Annotated in this window: 25 protein-coding genes; 3 read left to right on the top strand and 22 right to left on the bottom strand. The window is 43.4% G+C overall.

Annotated elements, in window-relative coordinates:
• Positions 1-24: 24 nt before the first annotated feature.
• Entirely contained in the window at positions 25-390 is a 366-nt protein-coding gene (locus LU279_RS00220) for a hypothetical protein (protein ID WP_274419912.1), read from the bottom strand.
• Positions 391-455: 65 nt separating this feature from the next.
• Positions 456-1160 (bottom strand): 5'-methylthioadenosine/adenosylhomocysteine nucleosidase, encoded by a 705-nt coding sequence (locus LU279_RS00215; RefSeq protein WP_274419910.1) that lies wholly within the window; start codon positions 1158-1160, stop codon positions 456-458.
• Between the two features lie 266 nt (positions 1161-1426).
• Between LU279_RS00215 and LU279_RS00210 the strand changes: the two genes are divergently transcribed.
• The gene (locus LU279_RS00210) at positions 1427-1669 is read left to right on the top strand and encodes a TIGR03905 family TSCPD domain-containing protein (protein WP_274419907.1); all 243 of its coding nucleotides are present in this window, start codon (positions 1427-1429) and stop codon (positions 1667-1669) included.
• 59 nt (positions 1670-1728) lie between these two features.
• Here LU279_RS00210 and LU279_RS00205 read toward each other — a convergent pair whose 3' ends face one another.
• The 3 genes from LU279_RS00205 to LU279_RS00195 form a co-directional block, all read right to left on the bottom strand.
• A complete protein-coding gene (locus LU279_RS00205; RefSeq protein WP_274419905.1) occupies positions 1729-3345 on the bottom strand; it encodes an MBL fold metallo-hydrolase RNA specificity domain-containing protein in 1617 nt (538 codons plus the stop codon).
• Positions 3346-3737: 392 nt separating this feature from the next.
• Positions 3738-4214: a DUF6147 family protein gene (locus LU279_RS00200; RefSeq protein WP_274419903.1), complete on the bottom strand. Its 477-nt coding sequence runs from the start codon at positions 4212-4214 to the stop codon at positions 3738-3740.
• A 66-nt stretch (positions 4215-4280) separates the two neighbouring features.
• The gene (locus tag LU279_RS00195) at positions 4281-5321 is read right to left on the bottom strand and encodes a DUF4367 domain-containing protein (protein ID WP_274419902.1); all 1041 of its coding nucleotides are present in this window, start codon (positions 5319-5321) and stop codon (positions 4281-4283) included.
• A gap of 288 nt (positions 5322-5609) precedes the next feature.
• Between LU279_RS00195 and LU279_RS00190 the strand changes: the two genes are divergently transcribed.
• Complete coding sequence (locus LU279_RS00190; RefSeq protein WP_274419900.1) at positions 5610-6680, top strand: undecaprenyldiphospho-muramoylpentapeptide beta-N-acetylglucosaminyltransferase; 1071 nt, start codon at positions 5610-5612, stop codon at positions 6678-6680.
• A gap of 11 nt (positions 6681-6691) precedes the next feature.
• Here LU279_RS00190 and LU279_RS00185 read toward each other — a convergent pair whose 3' ends face one another.
• Together LU279_RS00185 and LU279_RS00180 are read right to left on the bottom strand one after the other, a co-directional pair.
• Positions 6692-7225 carry an RNA polymerase sigma factor gene (locus LU279_RS00185; protein ID WP_274419898.1) on the bottom strand — a complete coding sequence of 178 codons (534 nt, stop codon included), beginning with the start codon at positions 7223-7225 and terminating at the stop codon, positions 6692-6694.
• A gap of 21 nt (positions 7226-7246) precedes the next feature.
• On the bottom strand, positions 7247-7648 hold the full coding sequence (locus tag LU279_RS00180; protein ID WP_274420443.1) for an HIT family protein: 402 nt from the start codon (positions 7646-7648) through the stop codon (positions 7247-7249).
• Between the two features lie 128 nt (positions 7649-7776).
• Here LU279_RS00180 and LU279_RS00175 point away from each other — a divergent pair, with 128 nt between their 5' ends.
• Entirely contained in the window at positions 7777-8454 is a 678-nt protein-coding gene (locus LU279_RS00175; RefSeq protein ID WP_274419896.1) for a sensor histidine kinase, read from the top strand.
• Here LU279_RS00175 and LU279_RS00170 read toward each other — a convergent pair.
• From LU279_RS00170 to LU279_RS00105, 15 genes are all read right to left on the bottom strand, one after another.
• Complete coding sequence (locus LU279_RS00170; protein WP_274419895.1) at positions 8433-9029, bottom strand: rhomboid family intramembrane serine protease; 597 nt, start codon at positions 9027-9029, stop codon at positions 8433-8435. The genes LU279_RS00175 and LU279_RS00170 overlap by 22 nt on opposite strands.
• 134 nt (positions 9030-9163) lie before the next feature.
• Positions 9164-10228 carry a DnaJ C-terminal domain-containing protein gene (locus LU279_RS00165; protein ID WP_274419893.1) on the bottom strand — a complete coding sequence of 355 codons (1065 nt, stop codon included), beginning with the start codon at positions 10226-10228 and terminating at the stop codon, positions 9164-9166.
• Between the two features lie 131 nt (positions 10229-10359).
• Positions 10360-12360: a DUF4118 domain-containing protein gene (locus LU279_RS00160; protein WP_274419892.1), complete on the bottom strand. Its 2001-nt coding sequence runs from the start codon at positions 12358-12360 to the stop codon at positions 10360-10362.
• 18 nt (positions 12361-12378) lie between these two features.
• Positions 12379-13023, bottom strand: a complete 645-nt coding sequence (kdpC, locus tag LU279_RS00155; protein WP_274419891.1) for a potassium-transporting ATPase subunit KdpC — start codon at positions 13021-13023, stop codon at positions 12379-12381.
• Positions 13024-13035: 12 nt separating this feature from the next.
• The gene (gene kdpB, locus LU279_RS00150) at positions 13036-15090 is read right to left on the bottom strand and encodes a potassium-transporting ATPase subunit KdpB (RefSeq protein WP_274419889.1); all 2055 of its coding nucleotides are present in this window, start codon (positions 15088-15090) and stop codon (positions 13036-13038) included.
• A 28-nt stretch (positions 15091-15118) separates the two neighbouring features.
• Positions 15119-16852, bottom strand: coding sequence for a potassium-transporting ATPase subunit KdpA (locus LU279_RS00145; protein WP_274419887.1), 1734 nt, complete (start codon positions 16850-16852; stop codon positions 15119-15121).
• A gap of 72 nt (positions 16853-16924) precedes the next feature.
• A complete protein-coding gene (gene kdpF, locus LU279_RS13570; protein ID WP_178710095.1) occupies positions 16925-17002 on the bottom strand; it encodes a K(+)-transporting ATPase subunit F in 78 nt (25 codons plus the stop codon).
• A 21-nt stretch (positions 17003-17023) separates the two neighbouring features.
• Positions 17024-17161 (bottom strand): hypothetical protein, encoded by a 138-nt coding sequence (locus LU279_RS00140; RefSeq protein WP_274420473.1) that lies wholly within the window; start codon positions 17159-17161, stop codon positions 17024-17026.
• Positions 17162-17581: 420 nt separating this feature from the next.
• The gene (yaaA, locus tag LU279_RS00135; RefSeq protein WP_274419886.1) at positions 17582-18337 is read right to left on the bottom strand and encodes a peroxide stress protein YaaA; all 756 of its coding nucleotides are present in this window, start codon (positions 18335-18337) and stop codon (positions 17582-17584) included.
• 1 nt (position 18338) lies between these two features.
• The gene (bcp, locus tag LU279_RS00130) at positions 18339-18791 is read right to left on the bottom strand and encodes a thioredoxin-dependent thiol peroxidase (protein ID WP_274419884.1); all 453 of its coding nucleotides are present in this window, start codon (positions 18789-18791) and stop codon (positions 18339-18341) included.
• Positions 18792-18865: 74 nt separating this feature from the next.
• Positions 18866-19294, bottom strand: a complete 429-nt coding sequence (locus LU279_RS00125; protein ID WP_274419883.1) for a hypothetical protein — start codon at positions 19292-19294, stop codon at positions 18866-18868.
• 33 nt (positions 19295-19327) lie between these two features.
• Complete coding sequence (locus tag LU279_RS00120) at positions 19328-20851, bottom strand: Y-family DNA polymerase (protein WP_274419881.1); 1524 nt, start codon at positions 20849-20851, stop codon at positions 19328-19330.
• A gap of 233 nt (positions 20852-21084) precedes the next feature.
• Positions 21085-21906 carry a Cof-type HAD-IIB family hydrolase gene (locus tag LU279_RS00115; RefSeq protein ID WP_274419880.1) on the bottom strand — a complete coding sequence of 274 codons (822 nt, stop codon included), beginning with the start codon at positions 21904-21906 and terminating at the stop codon, positions 21085-21087.
• A gap of 167 nt (positions 21907-22073) precedes the next feature.
• Positions 22074-23081, bottom strand: coding sequence for a helix-turn-helix domain-containing protein (locus tag LU279_RS00110; protein WP_274419878.1), 1008 nt, complete (start codon positions 23079-23081; stop codon positions 22074-22076).
• Between the two features lie 90 nt (positions 23082-23171).
• Complete coding sequence (locus LU279_RS00105) at positions 23172-24116, bottom strand: GTP-binding protein (protein WP_274419876.1); 945 nt, start codon at positions 24114-24116, stop codon at positions 23172-23174.
• Positions 24117-24206 lie beyond the last annotated feature (90 nt).

Below are 24206 nucleotides of genomic sequence, written 5' to 3'. Positions count from 1 at the left end.
TTCAGGCGTTCCGGCCTGCCCCTTTCAGTATCCGCGGCATCTTCTCCTTCTGCATCGTCTTCTGGATATCTCCTGATACAAAAGCACTTCTATCAGATCTTCCAGTCTTTCCAAAGATACCGACTGAACCTCCATTGTGTTTTCTTCTGTTTCCCTGATATTTTGGCAAATCCGGCGCAGCATCCATCTGTCCGGATATTCGTCATAAATACGGCTTCCTTCATAATCCAGAAGCTGACATTCCTTTTCTACCCTTTCCTGTAGCCTGCGGGCAGTTTCCGGATACCAGGATTTCATCAGCGCAAATTCCTTTTCCTGTATATTTTCTCTTTCATAAAGTAAAGGATCTGCGTATGCTGCATAAAACGGAAAAAATTCATCATAATACATAGACAGGCTCCCACTTATTCCAAGCTCTTCTTTAAACTATGCCGAAAAAGCTCAGATGTTACTTTTTATGCCTGCATTTCTCTCAGTATTCTTCTGGTAAGCTTCATGCTGTGTTCAATTGCCAGCTTCTCAAAAGCAGGATAATCCACTTCCGCGCTTCCATCCGCTTTGTCAGAAATAGCACGGACCACCAGACACGGCACATGGTTCAGATATGCTGCGTGCGCAATGGCAGCGCCTTCCATTTCAACTGCATAAGCGCCAAATTCGCTGACAATAACATCCTTCACTGCCTGATCTGCCACAAACTGATCACCGGAAGCAATTCTTCCCTCAAATACCTGAATATCCGGATTTACCTCTTTGCACACCTTTACTGCCAGGCTGCGAAGAGCATCATCGCTTCCAAAAGAAAACGCATCCATACCCGGAACCTGTCCCTTTTTGTATCCAAAAGCTCGTGCATCCACATCATGATGGATCAGATCTGTAGAAACTACAATATCTCCAATATTAATATCATTATTCAGACTTCCTGCAATTCCTGTGTTGATCAAAACTTCTGCCTGAAAATCATCTACCAGGATCTGAGCGCAGACAGCTGCATTGACTTTTCCGATACCGGACTGGACAACGACTACCTTTTTTCCTTCCAGAGTTCCTGAATAAAACTCCATGGAAGCTTTTCTTGTAATCTGTGTATCCTCCATGAGAGCCTTCAGTCCTGCAACCTCATCGCTCATTGCTCCTATAATTCCAATACATCTCATATTAAAATTCTCCTGTCTTATGGTCTGTAATCTGTTTTATCAGTTTAAACAAAATGCTTCCGAAGCATCTCCGGTAATGGCATTTTTACCTGTATGTTCCGGGATTTTGACATATATGCCAAAGCACCTGGCAGGACAGTAATGTAACCTGCTTATCCATTATAACAAAAGTTTCGTTTATATGGAAACTTTTTTTAAATTCTGCTATAATGTGTTTCAGCAATGAATAGCACCCCAAAATCCATTACATCAGGGAGGAAAAACAAATGAGATACAAAACAAGCGGAGTATGTTCCAGTGCCATTGAATTTGAACTGGACGACCAGAAAAAAATACACAATGTAAAATTCCAGGGCGGCTGCTCCGGAAACACTCAGGGCATTGCCCGTCTTGTAGAAGGCATGGAAGCAGAGGAAGCGATCAATCGTCTTGAGGGAATCCGCTGCGGTGTACGTCCTACCTCCTGCCCGGATCAGTTATCAAAAGCTTTAAAAGAAGCTCTGGCCTGATTATTCCACAATAGAAAAATGGCTGCGGAATCCGAATAAAATTCCGCAGCCATTTTCTGTTATCCGTCTTTTCTGTCCCATTTGTCACAAAGCGACTGGATATCTCTGGAAAAACGATCCAGATCTTTGTTGGAACAGCCCTCGTTCTTTTTAATAACAGACAGAAGTCTTTGTCCCATTGCAACCAGCTTCTCAAACGCTCTGGCAGCCTTGCTGTTTCTGGAGGCAATATGGATTCTTTCCAGCTTCACTCCCGTTGTTTCATAAATACATACATTTTCTTTCAGATCATAAACGGTTCCGCTGAAAGGTGCCACTGCGTCCAGTCCTTTTTCTTCTCGCAGCCTGTCAGCAAAAAGTTCCGTAACCGTATCGTCTCCATGAGTGACAAACACCCTCTCAGGTTTCTTTTCAAAGGCTCCGATCCAGTCAAGAAGACCGTTCACATCTGCATGGCCGCTGATTCCCGGCATCTGACAGATTTCCGCCTCCACATGGATTTCCTCTCCAAAAAGCTTCACTTCTGTCGCACCTTCCAGAAGCGCTCTTCCCAGCGTTCCAACTGCCTGATATCCCACAAAAAGAATGGTGTTCTTTTTATTCCACAGATTATGCTTCAGATGGTGTTTGATACGACCTGCGTCACACATTCCGCTTGCAGATATGATCACTTTGCAGTCCTCGTCAAAGTTGATCGCCCGCGAATCATCACTGGTAACAGAAGTTTTTAACCCCGGAAAGCTCAGAGGATTGATTCCCTTACGGGTCAGTGCAACAGCCTCCTCATCAAAGCAGTCATACTTGTGTTCCCCAAAAATTGTTGTAGCCTCGTTTGCAAGGGGACTGTCCACATATACCTTGAAATTCCCGTGTCCTGTAACTCTTCCTTCTTCTTTGATCTGCCGGATAAAGTACAGCATTTCCTGAGTACGGCCTACAGCAAAGGAAGGAATCACAAGATTTCCGCCTCTGTCAAAGGTTCTCTGGATCACTTCGCTGAGAAGTCCCACATAATCCGGTCTTTCTCCATGGCTTCTGTCACCGTAAGTGGATTCCATCACCACATAATCAGCCTCATGAAGCCAGGTAGGATCTTTGATCAAAGGCTGCTTTGTGTTTCCAATATCTCCGGAAAAGACAATTTTTTTCTTTGTTTCTCCTTCCGTGATCGTAATTTCAATACTTGCTGATCCCAGAAGATGCCCGGCGTCTACAAATCGTACCTCGATCCCTTCTGCCGGAGTCACGGTTTTTTCGTAGGGACAGGAAACAAAATTTCGGATCACGCCCATTGCGTCTTCCATAGTATACGCAGGAATAAATTCCGGTTTGCCCTGACGGCGTCCCTTACGGTTTCTCCATTCAGCCTCAAACATCTGGATATGAGCGCTGTCACGGAGCATAATGTCACAGAGATTGCAGGTAGCGTCTGTGGCATACACCGGTCCCTGAAAACCTTTGGCATAAATTGCAGGAAGATTACCGGAATGGTCCATATGAGCATGGGTCAGCAGTACAAAATCCAGATCCGCAGGATTTCCCGGAATATCTCTGTTTTCATAATAATCCGGCCCCTGCTCCATGCCGCAGTCTACCAGAAACTTTTTTCCTGCTGCTTCCAGATAGTAACAGCTTCCTGTCACTTCGTGCGTTGCACCGATAAATGTAATCTTCATATGCAAGCCCCCTTTGTCAGACAATCTTTATTAAATTGAAATATTTTATAACTATTATACACGATTTCCCGTAATTTTAACAGCTGTTTTTCAAAAGAAAGCAGGACAGGATACTCAGATCCTGCCCTGGCTTCAAAGGTTTGTCGTATTCGTTGACGAGTTATTTTTTACACGTCCAACATATGTTTTGTCGTAATCTCACTGTTTACCTGTTATCTAATGCGAGCATTTCACGCTGCCTGATGGTAATGGCGGTTGGCAGTTGTTTTTTCTCTACATCCTGCAGTCTGCATCCATGCTCCGCTATTCAGTTGTCAGTGTTATGTTTTGTATGTCATAAAATTTGTTTCTTTCCAAAGGTATCGTCCCTTATACCGCGGAAATCCACATGATTACTTAATTAATATTCCGCTTGTAAGCGTAGATGTTGATTCCTTGATTGTGCCGTCCTTGGCAGCATGATAACCACGCACACGATAATAAGTACCGCTGGGAACTGCAACGTTTAATCCTCGGCTTAGGCTTGTTGCATCGTCTGCAGTAAACTCCCAGTACTTGTAGGTTCCGTAGCTTCCATTTACCTTACGTTCAAGATATAAAGACAAATATACCTTGTCACAGGCATGATGGCACTGAGTTACGCCATAAATTCCAATTTCATTGCTGGATATTCTCTGAACCTTTACTGTTCCAAAATTCAGATGATTTCCCCGAAGCAGACTATAGCTGGTATCTTCCGCATAGTCCGCTGTAGTTTCCAGTTCATCCATAATGCTGAGCGACTGAGCTGAAACCACAGCTGTATTTCCCACTGCAAGGATTCCTGCCACTAAACTAATCCCCAGCATCCGTTTCCATCTACTGATCATTATCCCTCCTTTCCTCTGCAACCAACCCTTACATAAGTAATACGACAGAAATTTGAAAAAATCACGCTAAAATTTCATTTGTTCTAATATTTTTTTCAATTCCTGCTCTTCTATTTTCCCTGATAAATAATATAACGTTCCATTAATTTCCCAATGGGCAGAATAACTTGGCTTCCGGTCCTGGTCCCCTTGAATTTTTTCTATAAATATCTTCTGTCCTTCCGCTCCTTGAATAACATCAAACTTCTGGGTTGAATCTGCACTGATAATTTTACTTGCTGCATCCATATTTTGTTTGTCAACAATATAACTAATAATATTATCTTTATATTGGTATTCAATCCGTGCAATATCCACTGTCGTGTCTATCTCATAGCTCACAAACTCAAATCCATTGGGTCTGTAATAAAACTCCGGCATTTCTACTCCCAGCTGTTTTTCAATTTCCTCTACAGCTTCATATTCTGCCGTATCCACTTTTTCATTTTGCTCACTGTTATCAACTACTGTCTTTGTATCATTTCCACTCCACACACGTATATTGTTTATCAGATAATTTCTGTTCGCCTGGCTTGTCATACTGGCGGCAAATATACAGGTACAGCACAGCAGTGCAACTCCAGCAACCTTCCCCACATGCACCCTGCCATATTTTCTTCTGCCGGAAGAGGGATCCTGTGAAACTTTTATATCCGCAAACTTTCCTGTTTCTAGGACGTCTTCTGCACACGCAGCTTTTCCTGTCTTCAGACCCTCTTCTGCAACCGCAACTTTTCCTGTCTTTAGACCGCCCTCTACAGCTACAGTTTTTCCTGTCTCCGGAAATTCTTCTTCATTCGCAGCCTCTATGCCTGAAGCTTCTGCCATATCTGCATATTCTTCTCTATATACGCCCTCTCTCTTCAGCCTGTCGACCAGATTTTCATACGAACGTGCTTCTGCTTCACTATCCTCAGGCTCATAGTCTTCAAAATCTTTGTCCGCAAAAAGTTCCCGTTCCATCTGCGCAGCTGCTTTCACATACTGCTCATCTAAAAATATCTTTTTTCCTTTGTCTGATGCCTGATTATTCTGTTGTTTTCCATTCCTTTTAACTTTATTTTTCATGGTTTTCTCCCAGTGCCGTATTCTCAGACATTTGAATTTATTTCTCTGCTTTCCATAAATTCTCTGAACTGCCTCATAACGGCTTTCAGGAGCCTGACGGACTTCATCTCTGTTGCTATTCCCGGCAGCCGGCCGGATTTCATTCCCTTAACTGTTCGCTTCTCTTACTGCCACAAACCGTAATTTATTTCGGAGTACCTCCTGCAGTAAATTTTGTGTTCTTGACAATTCTTTGCCATTGGTTCATATTTATTGGTAACAAAAAGATTTATTCAGGAGGAATCCCCTATGAAACATATTGTACTTACCGGCGGAGGTACTGCCGGACATGTCACTCCAAACATCGCTCTTATTCCCGCTCTCAGAGAAGCCGGATACCAGATTTCCTATATTGGTTCCTATGATGGAATCGAAAAAAAGCTGATCGAAGAGCTTGGTATTCCCTATTATGGTATTTCTTCCGGAAAATTAAGGCGCTACTTTGATGTAAAAAATTTCACAGATCCTTTCCGTGTATTAAAAGGCTTTCATGAGGCAAAAAAACTGCTGAAACAGCTGAAACCGGACGTGGTATTTTCCAAAGGCGGATTTGTCACTGTTCCTGTTGTAATCGCTGCAAAGAAGCGTAAAATTCCGGCAATCATCCACGAATCTGATATGACTCCCGGACTTGCCAATAAACTCTGTCTTTCTTCCGCCTCAAAAATATGCTGTAATTTCCCGGAAACAGTAAAAAGTCTTCCTCCGGAAAAAGCAGTTCTTACCGGAACTCCTATCCGTGAAGAACTCCTCAGCGGAGACAAGGAAGCCGGACGCCTTTTCTGCGGTTTCACTTCAGATAAACCTGTGCTTATGGTAATCGGAGGAAGCCTGGGAGCCGCGTCAGTTAATGAGCATATCCGCAGCATCCTTCCAGAGCTTCTGAAAGAATTCCAGGTGATCCATCTCTGCGGAAAAGGCAAAACCGACGAATCCCTGAAAGGAACAGAAGGCTATGTTCAGTTTGAATATATTAAAAAAGAGCTTTCTGATCTTTTCGCTCTGGCTGATATTGTAATTTCCAGAGCCGGGGCCAATGCCATCTGCGAGATCAGCGCTCTTCATAAACCAAACCTTCTGATCCCGCTTTCTGCCAATGCCAGCAGAGGCGATCAGATCCTTAACGCCCGTTCCTTTGAACGTCAGGGCTACAGTATGGTTCTTGAAGAGGAAGAAATCACTGACGAAAAGCTTCTGTCAGTAATCCGAAGTCTGTATGCAGACCGTCATAAATATGAAAAGGCAATGTCTGCAGGCAGTCAGATGGATTCCATTCACCATATTGTTTCCATGATCGAAGAATGTGCAGGATCCAGATAGTCCAGTAACTTTTAATATCTTTTATGCAGCTTTTCAAGCTCTGCTTTCATCCATTTTCTTGTCCGGAGGATACGGTTATTCACATTATTTCTTGTGATACCGTATTCCTCTGCGACAGAATCCGGAGAAATCCCAAAATATTTCACCATAATCAGGATATTATAATTTACAGGATTTACGCGGCGCAGTTTGAGCAGTACCTGTTTTCTGTACTCAATCTGTTCCCGGTCCAGCATGATCCTTTCTGGATTCAGCTTTTCCTCACTGGTTTTTCTGCGCTTCCATTCCTCCAGAACAACATATTCCTGTCTTTTCCATGGTTTCTTAAAATAATCTTTTGTTTTATTGACAGTTGCTATAAATATCAGCGCTCTCAGTTTTTCCTCATTACCCAGATCCAAAGTATCCATGATCTCATAGAGATGATAAAACACTTCCTGACTGATATCTTCTGCCAGCATTCTGTCCTTTACAAGCCTGTAAGCGCTTTTTACAGAGAATCTATGGTATTTCCTATAAATATCATTAAAATCCTCGTTTTTCATCTTTTGTACAATACCTGATTCCTATTTCAGTTTTGCCAGAATCTCATCTCTGTCCTCATCGGTAAGACTGCCCGGCGTCCAGGTCAGTCCCACACCGTCTCCCTGATATCTGGGAATCAGGTGCATATGAAAATGAAATACTGTCTGTCCTGCAATTTCCCCATTATTCTGTACAATATTAAATCCGTCACATCCCAGTGCATCTGTCAGCTTCTTTGCCATATGCTTTGCCAGAATCATTGCTTTTCCTGCTGTTTCATCCGGAAGCTCATAAATATTTGCCGCATGGACTTTCGGCAGGATCAGAGCGTGTCCTTTACTTGCCGGACCCAGATCAAGAATCACACGAAATTCTTCGTCTTCATACAGTGTTGCAGACGGGATCTCGCCATTTGCGATTTTACAAAAAATACAGTTTTCCATCATATACTTCTCCTTTGAATTATGAACTATTGTTTCTTCTATTCTCTCGTACTTTGTCGATTTTTTCAACATGAAATTTCTTGCCCGAAACAGGCGGGAATGGTACACTGCAAACGAGGTGACAGATTATGCAGGAAAATTTAACTTTAGAACAGCAGAAAAAAGAGCTGCAAATGACTTTATCAAAATTCACCCATGAAATACGCAATCCGGTAGCATTGATCCAAAGCGAGCTTCAAATGATCGCTTCTGCTCATCCTGAGCTGAATTCTTATGACGGCTGGTACAGTATCATGGAAAATCTGGAATATATCAGAGAGCTGCTGAACGAACTGTCCCGTTACAACAACGCAGAGCAGCTTTCCCCTGTACAAACAGATATTACACTCCTTTTAAAAAGTATTATCCGTTCCTTCCAGCCTGCTCTGGAGTATCTTGGAATCACCCTGGAAACAGACATTCCCCAGACCCTTCCCCTTCTCTGTCTGGACCAGACCAAAATCCATCAGGCGATTCTGAACCTTCTGAGAAATGCCCAGGAATCCATTCAGCACTCTCATGGTACGATTTCTGTTACAGCAGCCGCTGTTCCTGACGGCATCTGTATTTCTGTCTGCGACAACGGATGCGGAATGACAGAAACCCAGATAAAAAATATTTTCAATCCCTTCGTTACCTACAAGCCCACAGGAACGGGACTGGGGCTTCCTGTCACCCGCCAGATCATCGAGGCACACGGCGGCAGTCTGAAGGTTCGAAGTATGCCGGGCAAAGGTACTGAATTTCAGGTTCTTTTCCGCCTGTGATAACAAAAAACTGCCAGCAGAAAGCCGGCTGCCAGTCCCCCCATATGCGCGGCGTTATCCACGCCGCTACTGGCAAATCCAAAGTACAGAGAAAAAGCTGCCAGAACAAGAATCTGCCGTACAGACAGATCCTGCAGGCGTCCTTTATTTCTTATCACAACATAGATCATTGCACCCATCACAGCAAATACCGCCCCGGAGGCTCCTGCTGATACCGCATATTCTCCCTGTCTTAAATCCACTAACAGAGAAATCACACTTCCCGCCATACCTCCAGCCAGATAAACTATCATAAAACGGACTTTTCCGATCACTCTTTCCAGGCGGCTTCCCAGAACAAACAGCACCAGCATATTATTGAGCAGATGCTCAATCCCAAAATGAAGAAACATACTGGTAAACAGACGATAAAATTCCCCGTTTTCTACGATCAGCGGAGCATAGGCAGCGCCCCAGTCCAGCATATGAAGCGTATCCTGTGAGAGTCCTGTAAATTCCACCATAAGAAATACAGCAATATTTATGATAATCAGTACAATCGTTGCAGGTTCCTTTCGAAATTCTTCCAAACACATCACCTCTTTGCCAAATTATAAGCGATTTTATTTCTGTTATCAAGATATCTCAGAATGTTTTTGCAACATTCAAAACACCTACACGATGCATAGATATTTGGGGCAGGATAAAGACGTATAAAAAAGGAAGCGCTTTATATTGCGCTTCCCCGTCTGCCCGAACGGTTTCCGTTCATTGACATTTCATATTCCTTCAGTTTTTGCGCTGCTTCCCTGCTTATTGCTTTTGGCACCTGAATCTGTATTGTCACATACTGGTCGCCTTTTACAGAAGGATTCTGCATGGAAGGAACCCCCTTTCCCCTCAGACGGATTTTTCCGCCGCACTGAGTTCCTGCCGGAACCCTGCACATTACATCTCCGTACAGAGTCGAGAATTTTGCCTCTCCGCCCAGAACTGCTGTAATAAAGGGAATCTCTGCTTTTGTATAAATATCCTGACCTTTTCTTTCCCATCCGGTTTCCGGTTCCACATGAACCTTCAAAAAAAGATCACCTGCTGCTCCGCCTCCGTATCCGGGATTTCCTTTCCCCTTCAGACGGATGCTCTTTCCATCCTCAATTCCTGCCGGAATATGCACCTGAAGCTTCTGGGCTTTTCCATTAGGATCCGAAAGCTGCAACATCCTGTCACATCCAAAAACAGCTTCTTTAAAACTGACGCTTACCTCTGAACGCAGGTCGCTGCCCCGCCCGGCGCTCTGTCTGCCTCCAAAGTCCTGATAACCCCGAAAACCTGAATTTCCTGTAAAACCACTTCCGGAACCTGCCCGGTCTCTTCCGGTATATCCGCCCTGACCACGGAACATATCTCCGAATATATCCCCAAAAATATCATCCATATTGCCATTTTCAAAATGATATTCCCGGTAAGTACCGTTTCCGTCCTGGCCGAAATCAAAACCTCCGAATCCATTTCCATTACCCGAAAATCCGCCACGGAAACCTCCTGCATTTTCTGCATGAGCTCCCTCTTCAAATGCGGCAAAGCCAAACTGATCATATAGTTTCTTTTTTTCTGTGTCACTGAGAACATTATATGCCTCTGTAACCTCTTTAAATTTCTGTTCTGCCTTCTTATCCCCCGGGTTCATATCCGGATGATACTGCTTGGCAAGTTTTCTGTATGCTCTTTTGATTTCCTTTTCGTCAGCATTTCTGCTCACTCCAAGGACCTCATAATAGTCTCTTTTCGCCATTATGCCACCTCCGGTTCACAAGTCCTGCAAAAAGGAGATGCCGGCAAGTTACTGCTGCATCCCCCTGTCTTTTGTTCTATTTGTAATATAACACTTGTTTTTATTTTTGTCAATAACCGGATGAAAAAACATCAGAAATTATCATTCAACTTCACTCCTGTTTCATTGAGCATAGCCACCAGAAGCCCATACTTAAACTCCTGGATCTGCCTTCGTTCTTCCAGGAAGATTCCCACCACGCCTTTCACTTCTTCTTCATCACGAACAGGAAGATACATAGCTTTTGCAGTCGGAAGCGTATGAGTGCAGGCGCCTGCCCGATGCTGGTTTGCTACCACCCATTTTGCAACCGCCTTTTCCTGAGGGGTAAGAAGAGAATCCAGGCTGTTTTTGTCTGCGCCTTGCCGCGGAAACAACATTGTCTCCTCCAAAAGCCCCTCTTTGTTGACCGGATAAATAACAAGCGATAAATCCAAAAGCTTCTCTATCTGAGCGGCTAACTGCTGCCAGACCTCTTTTTCGGATTTGCAACGGCGGAGCTTCTGACTGTTTTCCAGAAGTATTTCTGTTCTATAGGCTTTTTTTACACTTTCTTTATTCTGAAGCTTCAGCTTTCTTGTCTGGGACGCTGTAAAAAGCCCAACAATAAACAGCATAATAAACGTAGTCGGATATCCCTTGTCATATGCTTTTAATGAAAAATAAGGCTCTGTGAAAAAGAAGTTGAACGCCAGTACGCTAAAAAGCGACGAATAAACTGCATATATTTTATTGTCAGATATATATGAGGATATAAGAACTCCTAAAATATATACCATAATAATATTAGATTCCGGCAGGTGAAACCTTTGAAGAATATAGGCAGCAATTGTTGTAAGGATCAATATCACATTAATTTCAGCAAACTCCCATAATCTCTGCGCTGCTGTATTCTCCGGATTTTTGTGTACGCCAATATGTTTATATTTTACGACCGGCTTCATATTTTTCATGTCCGGTATAATATAAACATCAATATTCGGGGCAAGACTGTTCAAGGTTTCCAGCACTTCAGATTTTGGCTTTTTCATAAAAAATCTGTGATTTGTCCGGCCAAGAACCACTTTGGAAACATTACTGACAATCGCATATTCCGCCACCTGACTTCCGATATCCGAGCCATACACGGTAACTATTTTTGCGCCAAGGGCTTTCGCAAGTTCCATGTTTCTCCGGACGTTTTGCTTTATTTTTTCGTCCGCCTCCTGCATAGCAGGTGTTTCTACATAAAGTCCTGTAAACTGTGCATGAAATGCATACGCAAGTCTTGCGGCAGACCGGATTACCTTGGCATTTGATTCCGCTGAAGAAATACATGCCAGAATATGTTCTCCTGTATGGTAATCCATATCCCCGGTAATATTCCGTTCTTCCTCTGCAATACGGTTTACACGGTCCGCCGTGCGTCTCAGGGTGATTTCTCGGAGAGCGGCAAGTTTTTCGCGCTTAAAGAAATTATTCATAGCACGTTCTGCCTGCACCGGCTTATAGATTTTGCCCTCTTTCATTCGATCCAGAAGATCTTCCGGTTCAATGTCAATGACCTCCACTTGATCTGCATGGTCAAATACACTGTCCGGGATTCTTTCCCGCACTTCTATATGGGTAATAGACCCCACCAGATCATTGAGGCTTTCCAAATGCTGGATATTGATCGTGGTATATACGTCAATCCCCGCCCGCAGCAGCTCCTTAACATCCTGATACCGCTTTTCATTTCTGCATCCGGGAGCATTGGTGTGAGCCAGCTCATCTACAAGTATCAGCTGAGGTCTTCGTTCCAGAGCACGATCAATATCAAACTCCCTGAGTTTTACTCCTTTATATTCTACTACAAGAGGCGGAATGGTTTCTAACTCCTCCGCCTGTTTGCGTGTGTCCGGCCTGTCATGAGGTTCAATATACCCGGCCACCACGTCTATCTTATGTTTTTTTGCTTCATGCGCCGCTTCCAGCATTGTATAGGTTTTGCCGGAGCCTGCTGCATATCCCAGGAAAATCTTCAGCTTACCCTTGTTTTTTTTCAGCTTCTGCTCTTCCTCATACTGAAGCTTTTTTAACAGATATTCTGAATCAGGTCTTGTATCTCCCATTCCGCCCTCTTCTTTCTGTCAGATCAGTCCCATTGCGCCTGCAATGTCAAGATTGCATTTCAGCACATTTACTCTTTCTTCTCCAAAAATTCCAAGTACCTTATGTTCTGTGTTCTCTTTTACAATGTCCTGTACTTCCTGCTCAGAAAGGCCGGAATTTTTAGCTACTGCCGCAACCTGAACCTGCGCTGCCTCCGGGCTGATATGTGGATCAAGTCCGGAACCGGAAGCAGTCAGAAGGTCAGAAGGAATATCCTCTTTTTTTACTCCTGGATGAGTTTTCAGAAACTCATCCAGATCTTCCTGAATTCTTTTTTCCAGTTCAGGATTGGAGTTTGCATAGTTAAAGCTTCCTGAGGATACGCCTGTATACTCGCCGTTTTCTTTCTGCTCCTCTGTGTATGTATTATAATTTACAGAAGAAACTCTTCCTCTGAAAAAATAATCCTCTGTAAAATCCTGACCTACCAGCTCGGATCCCACCGCTTCTTCTATATTATTGGTAGGTTCCCCATTTTTGTCGATCAGGTTTCCATTTGCATTATTCTTCATGGTCAGCTGGCTCACACCTGTCAGGGCAAGAGGATAGATGAATGAACAAAGCACGATCATCACTATACAGAATACAACTGCCTTTCCCAGCATTTTTCCAAACTTTTTCATGAAATATTCCTCCTACATTCCAAGCATCGCAAGCATTGGAGCTACAATCAGATCTATCAGCTTGATTCCCACAAACGGGATAATAATTCCGCCAAGTCCATATACTCCCATGTTTCTGAGAAGAAGTCTTTCTGCTTTCATAGGTTTATATTTGACTCCCTTCATGGCAATCGGGATCAGCGCCGGAATAATAATCGCATTAAAGATCAGTGCGGAAAGAATGGCGCTTGCCGGAGTAGCCAGATGCATGATGTTCAAAATCTGCATCTGTGGCAGGACCAGCGTAAACATTGCCGGGATAATGGCAAAATATTTTGCAATATCATTAGCAATACTGAAGGTTGTCAGAGATCCTCTTGTGATCAGAAGCTGCTTTCCGATCTCCACTACCTCAAGGATCTTTGTCGGGTCAGAATCCAGATCCACCATGTTTGCAGCTTCCTTGGCTGCCTGTGTTCCTGAGTTCATGGCAAGACCTACATCTGCCTGAGCAAGAGCCGGAGCATCGTTCGTTCCGTCACCTGTCATGGCTACCAGCTTACCTTCTGCCTGCTCTTTTTTAATGGCTGTGATTTTATCCTCAGGACGACATTCTGCAATGAATCCGTCTACTCCGGCTTCCTTTGCAATGGTTGCCGCTGTCAGAGGGTTATCGCCGGTACACATAATAGTTTTGATACCAATTTCACGAAGACGCTCAAATCTCTCTACCAGTCCCGGTTTCACCGTATCTTTCAAATAAATGACTCCGTAAATCTTGGCGTCTACACATACAACCAGAGGAGTTCCGCCAAGGTTGGAAACTTCTGTTACAATACCTTCCAGGTCAGAAGGAATCTTTCCTCCCTTTTCCTGTACAAATGTTTTAATTGCTTCGTATGCACCTTTTCTGATAACAGTTCCATCTTTGCAGTCAGCCCCGCTCATTTTTGTCTGAGCAGTAAATTCTACAAATTCCATTCCTTCTGTATTCAGACCGTCCGGATCACATCCCATTTTTTTGCCCAGGTCAACTGTAGATTTTCCTTCCGGAGTTCCATCAAGCAGAGAAGACAGAACACTATATCTGATCAGGTCTTCCTTATCTACGCCTTCCACCGGATAAAATTCTGCTGCAAGACGGTTACCAAAAGTAATTGTTCCTGTTTTGTCAAGGATCATGGTATCCACATCACCGCAGGCTTCCACGGCCTTACCTGACATTGCGATAACATTAAAACGGGTAACACGGTCCATACCTGCAATACCGATCGCAGAAAGAAGTCCTCCAATGGTAGTTGGGATCAGGCATACCATCAAAGCGATTGCCCATGATACCGGAATCTCTACTCCAAGGTAATTTGCAAACGGATAAAGAGTTACCACAACGATCAGGAAGATCAGGGTCAGCACGATCAGAAGCGTATTCAGCGCTATTTCATTTGGTGTTTTCTGTCTGGATGCACCTTCTACAAGAGAAATCATCTTATCCAGGAAAGATTCTCCAGGCTCAGCAACGATTTTTATTTTCAGCCAGTCAGATACTACAGTAGTTCCACCTGTTACAGAGGAAAAATCTCCGCCTGCTTCTCTTGTTACAGGAGCAGATTCTCCTGTAATAGCAGATTCGTCTACAGAAGCGATTCCTTCAATAACCTCGCCGTCATTTGGGATCACCTCTCCCATTTTTACAAGAACAATATCGCCTTTTTTCAGTTCAGACGCATTGATTGTTTTTTCCTGTCCATTTGGAAGAAGTACCCGCGCCTTTGTGTCCTGTTTTGTTTTTTTCAGAGAAGCTGCCTGGGCTTTTCCACGTCCCTCTGCAACAGATTCTGCAAAGTTTGCAAACAGCACTGTCACAAAAAGAATCACTGTTACAATTCCGTTATAAATTCTGTACTCTGCATTTCCTCCGAACAGTGTAGGAAAGAATGTCAGAATCAAAGTGATAATAAATCCAATCTCAACAACAAACATTACCGGATTCTTGATCATATATCTGGGATCCAGTTTCTGGAATGCTCCAATAATAGAAGTTTTCAGAATATCCGGAGTAATGAATTTTGTTTTTTCCTTCTTAGCCATGTTTCTCTTCTCCTTTTTTCTGCATCTACTACATCCACAGCGACAGATGCTCTGCGATCGGTCCCAGTGCAAGAGCCGGGAAGAAGGTCAGTGCTGCAAAGATGTATACAATAAATACAAGAACGATCATAAATACAACATTGTCAGTTCTCAGTGTACCAATGGATTCATTCACTCTCTTCTTGACCAGAAGGGAACCGGCAATTGCAAGCTGCGCTACAATAGCAATATACCTTCCGAAGAACATTGCAAGTCCTGTTGTAACGTTCCAGAATACACTGTTATCAGCCAGTCCCTCAAAACCGGAACCATTGTTTGCTGCCGAGGAAGCGTATTCATACAATACCTGGCTCAGTCCGTGGAAGGTCGGATTTGTAATACCATCCAGTCCTCCGGAAACTGCAACTGCCAGTGCGGAAAAACCAAGGATCAGAAGCGGATGGATCAGGATTACAATCGCTACCAGCTTCATTTCCTTTCCTTCGATTTTTTTATTCAGATATTCCGGTGTACGTCCAACCATAAGGCCGCAGATAAATACTGCCAGGATCACATACATAACCATGTTCATAAGGCCTACGCCCTTGCCGCCAAACACACAGTTCAGCATCATATGAAGCATTGGCACCAGACCTCCAAGAGGAGTCAGGGTATCATGCATGTTGTTTACTGTACCTGTGGTAAAGGATGTGGTTACTGTGGTAAACAGGGAGGACTGGGCAGTTCCGAAACGAACCTCTTTTCCTTCCATGCTTCCTGCGCTCTGGTCGATTCCCATTTCACCGATCACAGGATTTCCTGCCATCTCTGAATTGTAGCATAACAGCAGTCCGATCATAAAGATGATTGCCATTGCGTCAAATACTACAGCGCCCTGACGTCCCATAAGGATTTTTTTCTTTGCAGGTGCTACTGCAACAGCTGCTGCCTTTACTTTGTTTTTCTTTCGGTCGTGAAGCATATGTCCGAAGGTTACGATGCAGGCTCCCGGAAGAATCATCATGGAAAGCATTTCAACCATGTTTGAGATTACAGTAGGATTCTCAAATGGTGTAGTTGAGTTTGCTCCAAAGAAACCGCCGCCGTTTGTTCCCAGATGCTTGATGGATTCAAGCGCCGCTACCGGTCCCATTGCAAAGTCCTGATATTTTCCTTCAATTGTTTCTACTGTAAAGTTCTGCATCAGTGTCTGCGGTGTTCCCTGGCTTACCAGGATCAGACCTACTATAAAAGATACCGGAATCAGGATCCTGGTTGTGATCCTTACCATATCTCTGTAAAAGTTCCCCAGCTTTCTTCCGGAAAGTCCTCTGCAGAATGCCATACATGCGGCATAACCGCTGGCTGCTGAAGTGAACATCATAAAAATGATGACGCACATCTGCGCTGCATAGGAAAGTCCGCTTTCACCGGAATAATGCTGCAGGTTGGTGTTTGTCATAAAACTGATGATCGTATTAAAGGAAAGAGTTGGTTCCATTCCTTCAATACCATTTGGATTCAGAAACAGAAGATTCTGAATCCTGAGGATCAGGTATCCCACAAAAACCATCACAGCGTTTGCAGTTACCAGAGTAAGGGCATATTTTTTCCAGCCCATATCCTCATTTTTGATACCGCAGATTTTATATATTAAATGATCGATTGGATTAAAAACTTTATCTGCAAAAGTTTTTTGTTCTGTGGCAATGTGATACATGTACTTTCCCATGGGAATCACAAGTATCAGGAAAATTGCCAGCGTAAGAATGATCTGTAACATTTCTCTCCTCCTGTTGCTCTCCCTTTTGTCATAAATTAAAATCCACCATTCTCTGAACAGATCTGTAAATTTTTACAGCTTTTCCGGATATATCAGCGCATATACCAGATAGATGCCAAGTGCCAGAATGATGACTCCCAATGCTATCATAATCTTACTCCGCCTTTCCTCTTATTTTTCTTTTGGATTCACCTGTGATTCGCAGAAATCTGCAAACAGCTTCACAAGGCCAAAGCAGCCAAGAAGAACCGCTATCATCAGAATATCCATCATACTAATCCTCTCCTCTCTGTGCTTTTTTTTGCACATACAGGGATACTCCTGAGAGTTCCTTATTTGTTACTGTTCACTCTGTAAACAGTAACCCTTGTTTCTGTTCTCAGACATTGTATACGAGTTTTTATAAAGTCGGCATTAAGCTCCGGACAGGAGATATTAATTTATCATAAAGAAAAAATAGCGCCATGAAATTATGATTCAAAACGCCCGAAGAAAGCAGAAAAAATTATGCAAATGTTATAATAACTTCTGATTCCCTCTGTTTTCATCCCAGAGCAAAGGATCCGGATTTCTCTAATGGTATTTATTACACCTTAACAAAAAACAGATACAGAAACGCTGACCGCTCTGTATCTGCCATAAAACTTTGTACCGTATTCTGTTTTCCTGCAATATCAGAATATCCGGGACTTTCATGTGTCCTTTATTCTATTGCATAAAATCATCCCATCATTTCTCAGCCTGTTCTGCCAGAAATACCATTTTATCTGTATCTGACCGTTCTTCGCTGTATCGGAAGCCCAGCGCCTGGAATTTTTTTATGCCCTCCAGGTCACAGATATTATTTTCTGCCATAAACCGCACCATTTCTCCACGGACCATTTTTGCCAGAGTCGCTTTCTGCTTTACTTTTCCGTCCTTAATCTGTCCAAACTCCACTGTAATAAATCGATCCCGGGGCGTAAGATATTTTTCTACTGCCTTTGAATATTCTTTGGAAGCCAGATTTAAAATCAGATGATCGTCCTCTGTCAGCTCTCTATACAGCCGGTCTCCCCAGAAATCATACAGATCCTTTTTCCCTTTGACAGATAATCTTGCCTGCATTTCCAGTCGATAGGGTGTCACTCCGTCAAAAGGCTTCAGCACTCCATAAAACCCTGATAAGATCCGAAGATGCCTGTCTATATAGGCAAGGGCTTCTTCTGTAAAAATTTCCGGAGCCATATGCTGGTACTGAAGGCCCTCATATGTCAGAACTGCCGGAGTCAGACAGCGTTCCACATCCATTCTGCGGAAACGGTCATAATTCAGCTGAGCCAGCTTGTCATTACATTTCCAGAGTTCCTTTGCCTGAGCAAACGTGAGATTCCGGATTTCATTCATAAGAAGTTTTGTATCTTCAAGAAATACCGGAAGTCCTGTTACCTGATAGGTATCTGTATCTACGTTCATTTTTTTCGCAGGCGATATGATAATCTTCATTTTACAGCTCACCCAGCATCTGCGCCGGATTATCTGCAGCTTTTACCTTTCCAAAGGCCTTAATAATGATGCCCTGTTCGTCAATTAAATACGTGGTGCGTACCACACCCATTGTTTTTTTGCCGTACATATTCTTTTCTTTCCACACATCATATGCCTGAATACAGGAAAGCTCTGTATCTGACAGCAAAGTAAACGGAAGGTCATATTTTGTCTCAAACTTTTTGTGAGACGCCACACTGTCTTTGCTTACCCCCAGAACAATCGCCCCTTTTTCTGTAAACTGTGGATAAAGTTCTCCAAAGCCACATGCCTGTTTTGTACATCCGGGTGTGTTATCTCTGGGATAAAAATAAAGAATCACTTTTTTCCCTTTATATTCTTCAAGCGTATGCATTTCTCCGTTCTGATCCGGCAGCTCAAACGCCGGCGCCTTTGTACCAATTTCCAGCATAAGTATTTCCTCCTTTGTTGACTTTTTTAGTATAGTATACAAAAAATCAATACATCCGTAAAGACCGGAATCTTTTATTTTTCCTGAAAAACAATTTCCCAGAGATTTTCAAAAGGAATTTCCGTGTCGTCCCTCATAAGAATTCTGTGTCTGAACGTATCGATCTTTTTTACAATGCCGGTGACTGTAATGTACGCTCCGCCTTCTTTTTTCAGATCCGGCTGAAAAAAGGTGACAGACACCTCAGGCTTCTCCGTAATGTGTTCCCGGATAAATTCAAGCCGTCTGTTCAGAAGCTCCACTCTCTCCTCATCCGGCTGTATTCTCTTTTCTGTATATCTTTCTGTTTCCTTAATAGCTGCTCCATATCCTGTCAGCGCAGCAAAGGGAGCAAACTGAGCCGCCCGGTCCTCCACCGGCATCTGCGGATGCGTTCCGGACACATGATGAGGAAAGTTGATGATATCGTCATATTTATGTGTTTCACCAAAATAATTCTTCATCTCTGTTCTCCTTTTATCAGACTGCGAGAATTTCTAAGCCTTGTGGCCTCCGATCCGGGAATTTCGATCTCTGGCCGTAGCGCCCTCCTGCAGATTCATCCCCTTCAGAATTGCATTCTTCCCAAATTTTTTCTTAATATCCAGCATAGCCTCCTGCATTTTGCGTTCACGTTCCAGCGCAGCTTCTTCCTGCTCTTTCTGCTTTTCCAGCGCAGCATAATCCGTAAACAGGTCAAGCTGTTCAAAAGACTCTTCTTTCTGTACCATTTCCTCCGGAACTACCTTGTTTGCTGCCAGATACATTCTTCTTATCAGAAGATCTCTGTCCATGATCCTGTCATAAAGCTCCATCACCGCAGTTACGATCTTCTTTGCAGAAGAAGTCTGATTCTTCAGATTAATGGTTCCGTGAGCATGTTTGGGGATTTTTCTTCCGTAACGGTCTGTGGTTACTTCCCCGCTGTATTTCTTTCCCGGATCTTTCAGATTTTCAATATCATATCCTACCGTAAGAGTCAGCTGATCTGTTACCAGGCGCTTGTCAACAAGATCCAGAGCCAGAAGATCTGCCATCTCCCGGATTACCAGTCTGGCTTTTTCAAAACTATAGGGACATGAGAGAACCTGACCGGATCCCACACTGTTACTGGAAGGTCTGTAGCTTTTTATATCCTGGATCGTACAGGGCTCCCATCCCCAGGCGTGGTCGATCAGAAGCTCTGCATTGATTCCAAAAAGCTTATAAAGAAGCTCCTCATTATAAAAATCTTCCGTCTTTCCCACAGAGCAGCGCGCCACATCCCCCATGGTAAAAATCCCATTGGCCTTCAGCTTTTTTTCATAGCCTTTTCCCACTCTCCAGAAATCTGTAAGGGGCTGATGATCCCACAAAAGTTTCCGGTAGGACATCTCATCCAGCTCGGCAATCCTAACTCCGTTTTCATCAGGTTCTATATGCTTTGCCACAATATCCATTGCTATCTTACACAGATACAGATTGGTTCCAATGCCCGCTGTGGCTGTGATCCCTGTTGACTGCAGCACATCCCGGATCATAGTCATAGCAAGTTGGCGGGCAGTCATACCATAGGTTTTCAGATAATGAGTAGCGTCAATAAACACCTCATCAATGGAATATACATGCATATCCTCCGGCGCTATATATTTCAGATAAATATTATAGATCCTTGTGCTGTAATCCATATAAAACGCCATTCTTGGCGGAGCTGTAATATAGGTAAGCTCAAGCTCCGGATATGCTTCAAGCTCCGATGCCAGATAAGAAGCCCCGGAAAAACTTCCTCCGGGCGCTTTTCTTTTTCGCAGACCATTGATCGCTCTCACCTTCTGGACTACCTCAAAAAGCCTTGGCCTGCCCGGAATCCCATATGCCCTCAAAGACGGTGATACTGCAAGGCAGATTGTTTTCTGTGTACGGCTGCCATCTGCCACAACCAGATTCGTCCTCATTGGATCAAGTCCCCGCTCCCTGCACTCCACAGAAGCATAAAAGGATTTCAGATCAATGGCTATATATGTGTGATTTTCCTGTTCCATAAAGGCGCCTCCTTCTGCAATTATCATAACACAGAGAGCCAGCCCTGTATAGGCACAGGGAAGGTACAGTAATCCGAAAATTCCTGTAATATGATTGGTTGTTTCTTATAAATGTACTTTTATTTTCTTCCACGAATTTTTTCAGCCCCGGCGCTGACAGATAATACTGTAATCATCATTTACATGACAAAAACTCCCGGCATTTAAAACACCAGGAGTTTTCATTCTTCTGTTTACCTTAAAATAAACTTCTCTATAATTTCTGCCACACCGTCATGGTTATTATCCCGCTCTGTCACATAGGTTGCATACTTTTCCATTCCCTCGTAGGCATTTTTCATCACAGCACCCACATAAGCCGCCTGCAGCATTTCCACATCATTTGGCGCATCTCCGGCTGCCACGGAATTTTCCAGAGGGATATCCAGATGATCACAGAGCCATTTTACTGCAACGCCCTTGGAAACACCGTCCGGAACGATTTCCAGATAATTTTCTGTAGAAAAGAAGCTTCTCACGGTTCCCTTCAGAGGATTCACACATTCTTTCTGATATCTGTCCAGTTCTGAACGATTGTCCAGTCCTACCAGCAAAATCTTATACGGATCGTTTGGAAATGCTGAATCCAGATCCGGAACAATCTTATAAGATACGGTAGAACCACTGATATAAAAAAGTAATTCCCGATTTTCTTTAAGAGAAAGAACTTGCGTATCCGAATAGGACTGAACATGAAGCCCTCTGTCCATAGCCTCCTGAAACAGAGATTTTGCCACCTGTTTTGACAAGGTTTTTCCAAAAATGGTTTCTTTATGAAAAGGATCGTAAATCTGCCCTCCGTTAAAGGCGATCACATAACAGCCTTCTTTTGTCAGCCCGATCCTCTCTGCAATATCCAGTCCGCTAGCAAGGGGACGCCCTGTGGTTACAACAATTTTGTGTCCCTGTTCCAGGGCTCTGTCTATGGCAGCCTGATTGCCGGCTGTTACTTCTTTTTTATCGTTTAAAAGAGTTCCGTCCAGATCCGTAAACAAAATTTTTGTATTTTTTTCCACTTTTTCTCCTCCGTTTCTGTCTGTCCCCATATTAATTGCACGAACAAGGCAGAATGTCAACCCTTTTGCCTAAAACAGCACCAAACCGAAGCTGGCTTTCCAATCCGGCGTTGTTTTTGTCACCTGTTCATAATATATGTTCTTTCTGCTTCTCTACATCCAAAAAATCACTCTGAAAACTGACAAGCACTCTCCTTCTGAAAACTCTCCCGCAGAGTTTTTTTCATGTTTTCTGCAAATTCCCGGCGCATCTCTTTAAATTCCATATGTGCATAAAGATCAGAACTTCTAAAAGAATCCAGCTGATCCACAGCCGAAATCACTTCCTCCATGTACTGTTCCTGCTTATTTCTGTTCTTTTCCGCCAAAGCCAGGCTCATTTTGGCAGAAGCCTTATGGTATTCCCCTGTCTCAAAAAGTTCCGCCAGCTGTATCAGCTTTTCTGTGAACATCCGTGCTTTTTCCAGATCTCCGTCCTTCTCAGCAAGGGAAAACAGTCCGCCAAGCACCATCTCTGCAAAATTTCCAGTCTGAAACAAAAGCTCCTCATATGCTTTCCACGCAGCCGGTCTGTCTCCTCTTTTTTCATATAAAAGTGCTTTATGAATCTTTCTTCCCGGATCTTTTGCAGAAAAATATTCCAGGCAGCCATCAGCTTCTTCGTACTGTTCATTTCGGAAATAGTAACTGAACAGTGCCTCTGCCGCCCGCTCCTTTATCTCGGTATCCTCGCTTTCCAGAGCCTGCTTATACCACCCCAGGATTTCCTGGTCGTATTTTTTCATTTCTGTTTCCAGAATGTTCTTCAATATCCGCCAGCTGTCCAGAACTACCGCAAGCTGTACCACAAGATTGTCGCAGCCCGGATACTGATGAATCTTTTTCCGGCAGAATTCGAATACCTGTCCATAGCTCTCCTTCTGAAATTTTTCACCAGCTTCCTGCACAATAGCGTTCACTTCCTCCAAACTTAATTCCTCGCGAAAGCACAGAAGTGTATCCGGAGTTGTTTCCAGCAATCTTGCAATGGGCGCAAGAAGAGTGATATCAGGAAGAGAAACATTATTTTCCCATTTATTCACAGCCGGGGCTGTAACACCCAGGCGGTTTGCCATTTCTTCCTGTGTCAGATTCCTGTTTTTTCTGTACATTCTGATCATTTCACCTGTTTTCATGGCAATTCTCCTTCTCTGTTATGATTTGTGCATCGGCCTTTGCTGCTTTTATCATACCAGACACATCCTTTTGCCACAACTGAACAGATGTTAATTATCAGTCATAAAATTTAACTGTGATTCAATTTTTTCTTTTACCGGAGCCTCTCCGATCACAATTATTACTTCCTGTCCTGTGTCGATAGGGCGAAGGCAGCTTTCTCCCCTGACAGCGTTCAATTCCATCCAGTTTCCTTCTTTATTTCTGGCAAAACCTTTGATTCGAAACACAGATCCACATTCAGAATCTGACATGATCTTATCCGATGCTTCCTTTAATTTTTCTGCACAGATTCCTGTATTCATAAAATAAAGAGACTGAAAAGCCTGCTGAACAAAATGCTGTTTTTCGTAAGTTTCTTTCCGGTGTCCGCAGTTCAGCAGCATTTCATAATCCTTATCAGATAAACTTTCCCAGTCTTTACAGAAAATATCTTCTCCAAATCTCCTGCTGCATCGGATCGTTTCCATTGCCTGGTTCAGGCGCGCTGTTGTTTCCCTTATTTTTTCCACCGAAGTTTCTCCGGCTCTGCTGAACACCACACGGCCTGCGCAGGCAGCCTCTGACCCCAGAAGGTATTCTCCCTGAGCAGAAAGCTCTTCTTCCAGTCCGGCATCCACTATGGTAATCACGTTACCTACTTCATACCAGCGGTCAAGAGGTTCCTCATGAAGAGCGTCAAAAAATTCATCCACATCAAAAATCCCGGAAGGCTCCACGATCACCCGATCATATCCGCACATTCCCATTGCTATCAGCTTTGTCTTAAATCTGCGTCTGTGAGTTTCCCGGTCACAGCCTCCTGCAATCATTTCAAGCTCACAGTTTTCCCCTTCCAGTTCTTTCAAAAGCATCATATCCACATTTACTGCTCCGAAATCATTTTCCAGGATTCCGATGTTCATCCCCTTTTTCAGCAGATAAGAGGCATATTTTTTTATAAAAGTTGTTTTTCCGGCTCCCAAAAATCCGGTCACCAAGTCAATTTTTATCATATTTTCTCCTGACAGGACATAGTTGTCCCCTTAATTCATCTGTGTTTCCCAAAACTTCTTATATAAAAGAAGGGCTGTCATCAGATGTGA

It is taken from the genome of Blautia sp. XA-2221, assembly GCF_028767025.1.
Lineage (GTDB): Bacteria > Bacillota > Clostridia > Lachnospirales > Lachnospiraceae > Blautia_A.
Note: the sequence above shows the minus strand (reverse complement) of the source record. Positions and strands in the feature narration are given on the sequence as shown.

What these genes read in the sequence shown, in the direction of transcription:
- LU279_RS00175 (WP_274419896.1), top strand. Translation starts at nt 7,777, where the DNA reads ATGCAGGAAAATTTAACTTTAGAACAGCAGAAAAAAGAGCTGCAAATG.
- kdpF (WP_178710095.1), bottom strand. Translation starts at nt 17,002, where the DNA reads ATGATAGCATTGGGAGTCATCATTCTGGCACTTGGCATCTATCTGGTA.
- LU279_RS00110 (WP_274419878.1), bottom strand. Translation starts at nt 23,081, where the DNA reads ATGAAAACAGGTGAAATGATCAGAATGTACAGAAAAAACAGGAATCTG.
- LU279_RS00205 (WP_274419905.1), bottom strand. Translation starts at nt 3,345, where the DNA reads ATGAAGATTACATTTATCGGTGCAACGCACGAAGTGACAGGAAGCTGT.
- LU279_RS00140 (WP_274420473.1), bottom strand. Translation starts at nt 17,161, where the DNA reads ATGTGCAAAAAAAAGCACAGAGAGGAGAGGATTAGTATGATGGATATT.
- LU279_RS00180 (WP_274420443.1), bottom strand. Translation starts at nt 7,648, where the DNA reads ATGGAAAACTGTATTTTTTGTAAAATCGCAAATGGCGAGATCCCGTCT.
- LU279_RS00200 (WP_274419903.1), bottom strand. Translation starts at nt 4,214, where the DNA reads ATGATCAGTAGATGGAAACGGATGCTGGGGATTAGTTTAGTGGCAGGA.
- LU279_RS00220 (WP_274419912.1), bottom strand. Translation starts at nt 390, where the DNA reads ATGTATTATGATGAATTTTTTCCGTTTTATGCAGCATACGCAGATCCT.
- bcp (WP_274419884.1), bottom strand. Translation starts at nt 18,791, where the DNA reads ATGCTGGAAATTGGTACAAAGGCGCCGGCGTTTGAGCTGCCGGATCAG.
- LU279_RS00105 (WP_274419876.1), bottom strand. Translation starts at nt 24,116, where the DNA reads ATGATAAAAATTGACTTGGTGACCGGATTTTTGGGAGCCGGAAAAACA.
- LU279_RS00170 (WP_274419895.1), bottom strand. Translation starts at nt 9,029, where the DNA reads ATGTGTTTGGAAGAATTTCGAAAGGAACCTGCAACGATTGTACTGATT.
- LU279_RS00165 (WP_274419893.1), bottom strand. Translation starts at nt 10,228, where the DNA reads ATGGCGAAAAGAGACTATTATGAGGTCCTTGGAGTGAGCAGAAATGCT.
- LU279_RS00185 (WP_274419898.1), bottom strand. Translation starts at nt 7,225, where the DNA reads ATGAAAAACGAGGATTTTAATGATATTTATAGGAAATACCATAGATTC.
- LU279_RS00125 (WP_274419883.1), bottom strand. Translation starts at nt 19,294, where the DNA reads ATGAAGAATTATTTTGGTGAAACACATAAATATGACGATATCATCAAC.
- LU279_RS00210 (WP_274419907.1), top strand. Translation starts at nt 1,427, where the DNA reads ATGAGATACAAAACAAGCGGAGTATGTTCCAGTGCCATTGAATTTGAA.
- LU279_RS00120 (WP_274419881.1), bottom strand. Translation starts at nt 20,851, where the DNA reads ATGGAACAGGAAAATCACACATATATAGCCATTGATCTGAAATCCTTT.
- LU279_RS00195 (WP_274419902.1), bottom strand. Translation starts at nt 5,321, where the DNA reads ATGAAAAATAAAGTTAAAAGGAATGGAAAACAACAGAATAATCAGGCA.
- LU279_RS00215 (WP_274419910.1), bottom strand. Translation starts at nt 1,160, where the DNA reads ATGAGATGTATTGGAATTATAGGAGCAATGAGCGATGAGGTTGCAGGA.
- kdpC (WP_274419891.1), bottom strand. Translation starts at nt 13,023, where the DNA reads ATGAAAAAGTTTGGAAAAATGCTGGGAAAGGCAGTTGTATTCTGTATA.
- LU279_RS00160 (WP_274419892.1), bottom strand. Translation starts at nt 12,360, where the DNA reads ATGGGAGATACAAGACCTGATTCAGAATATCTGTTAAAAAAGCTTCAG.
- LU279_RS00145 (WP_274419887.1), bottom strand. Translation starts at nt 16,852, where the DNA reads ATGTTACAGATCATTCTTACGCTGGCAATTTTCCTGATACTTGTGATT.
- yaaA (WP_274419886.1), bottom strand. Translation starts at nt 18,337, where the DNA reads ATGAAGATTATCATATCGCCTGCGAAAAAAATGAACGTAGATACAGAT.
- LU279_RS00190 (WP_274419900.1), top strand. Translation starts at nt 5,610, where the DNA reads ATGAAACATATTGTACTTACCGGCGGAGGTACTGCCGGACATGTCACT.
- kdpB (WP_274419889.1), bottom strand. Translation starts at nt 15,090, where the DNA reads ATGGCTAAGAAGGAAAAAACAAAATTCATTACTCCGGATATTCTGAAA.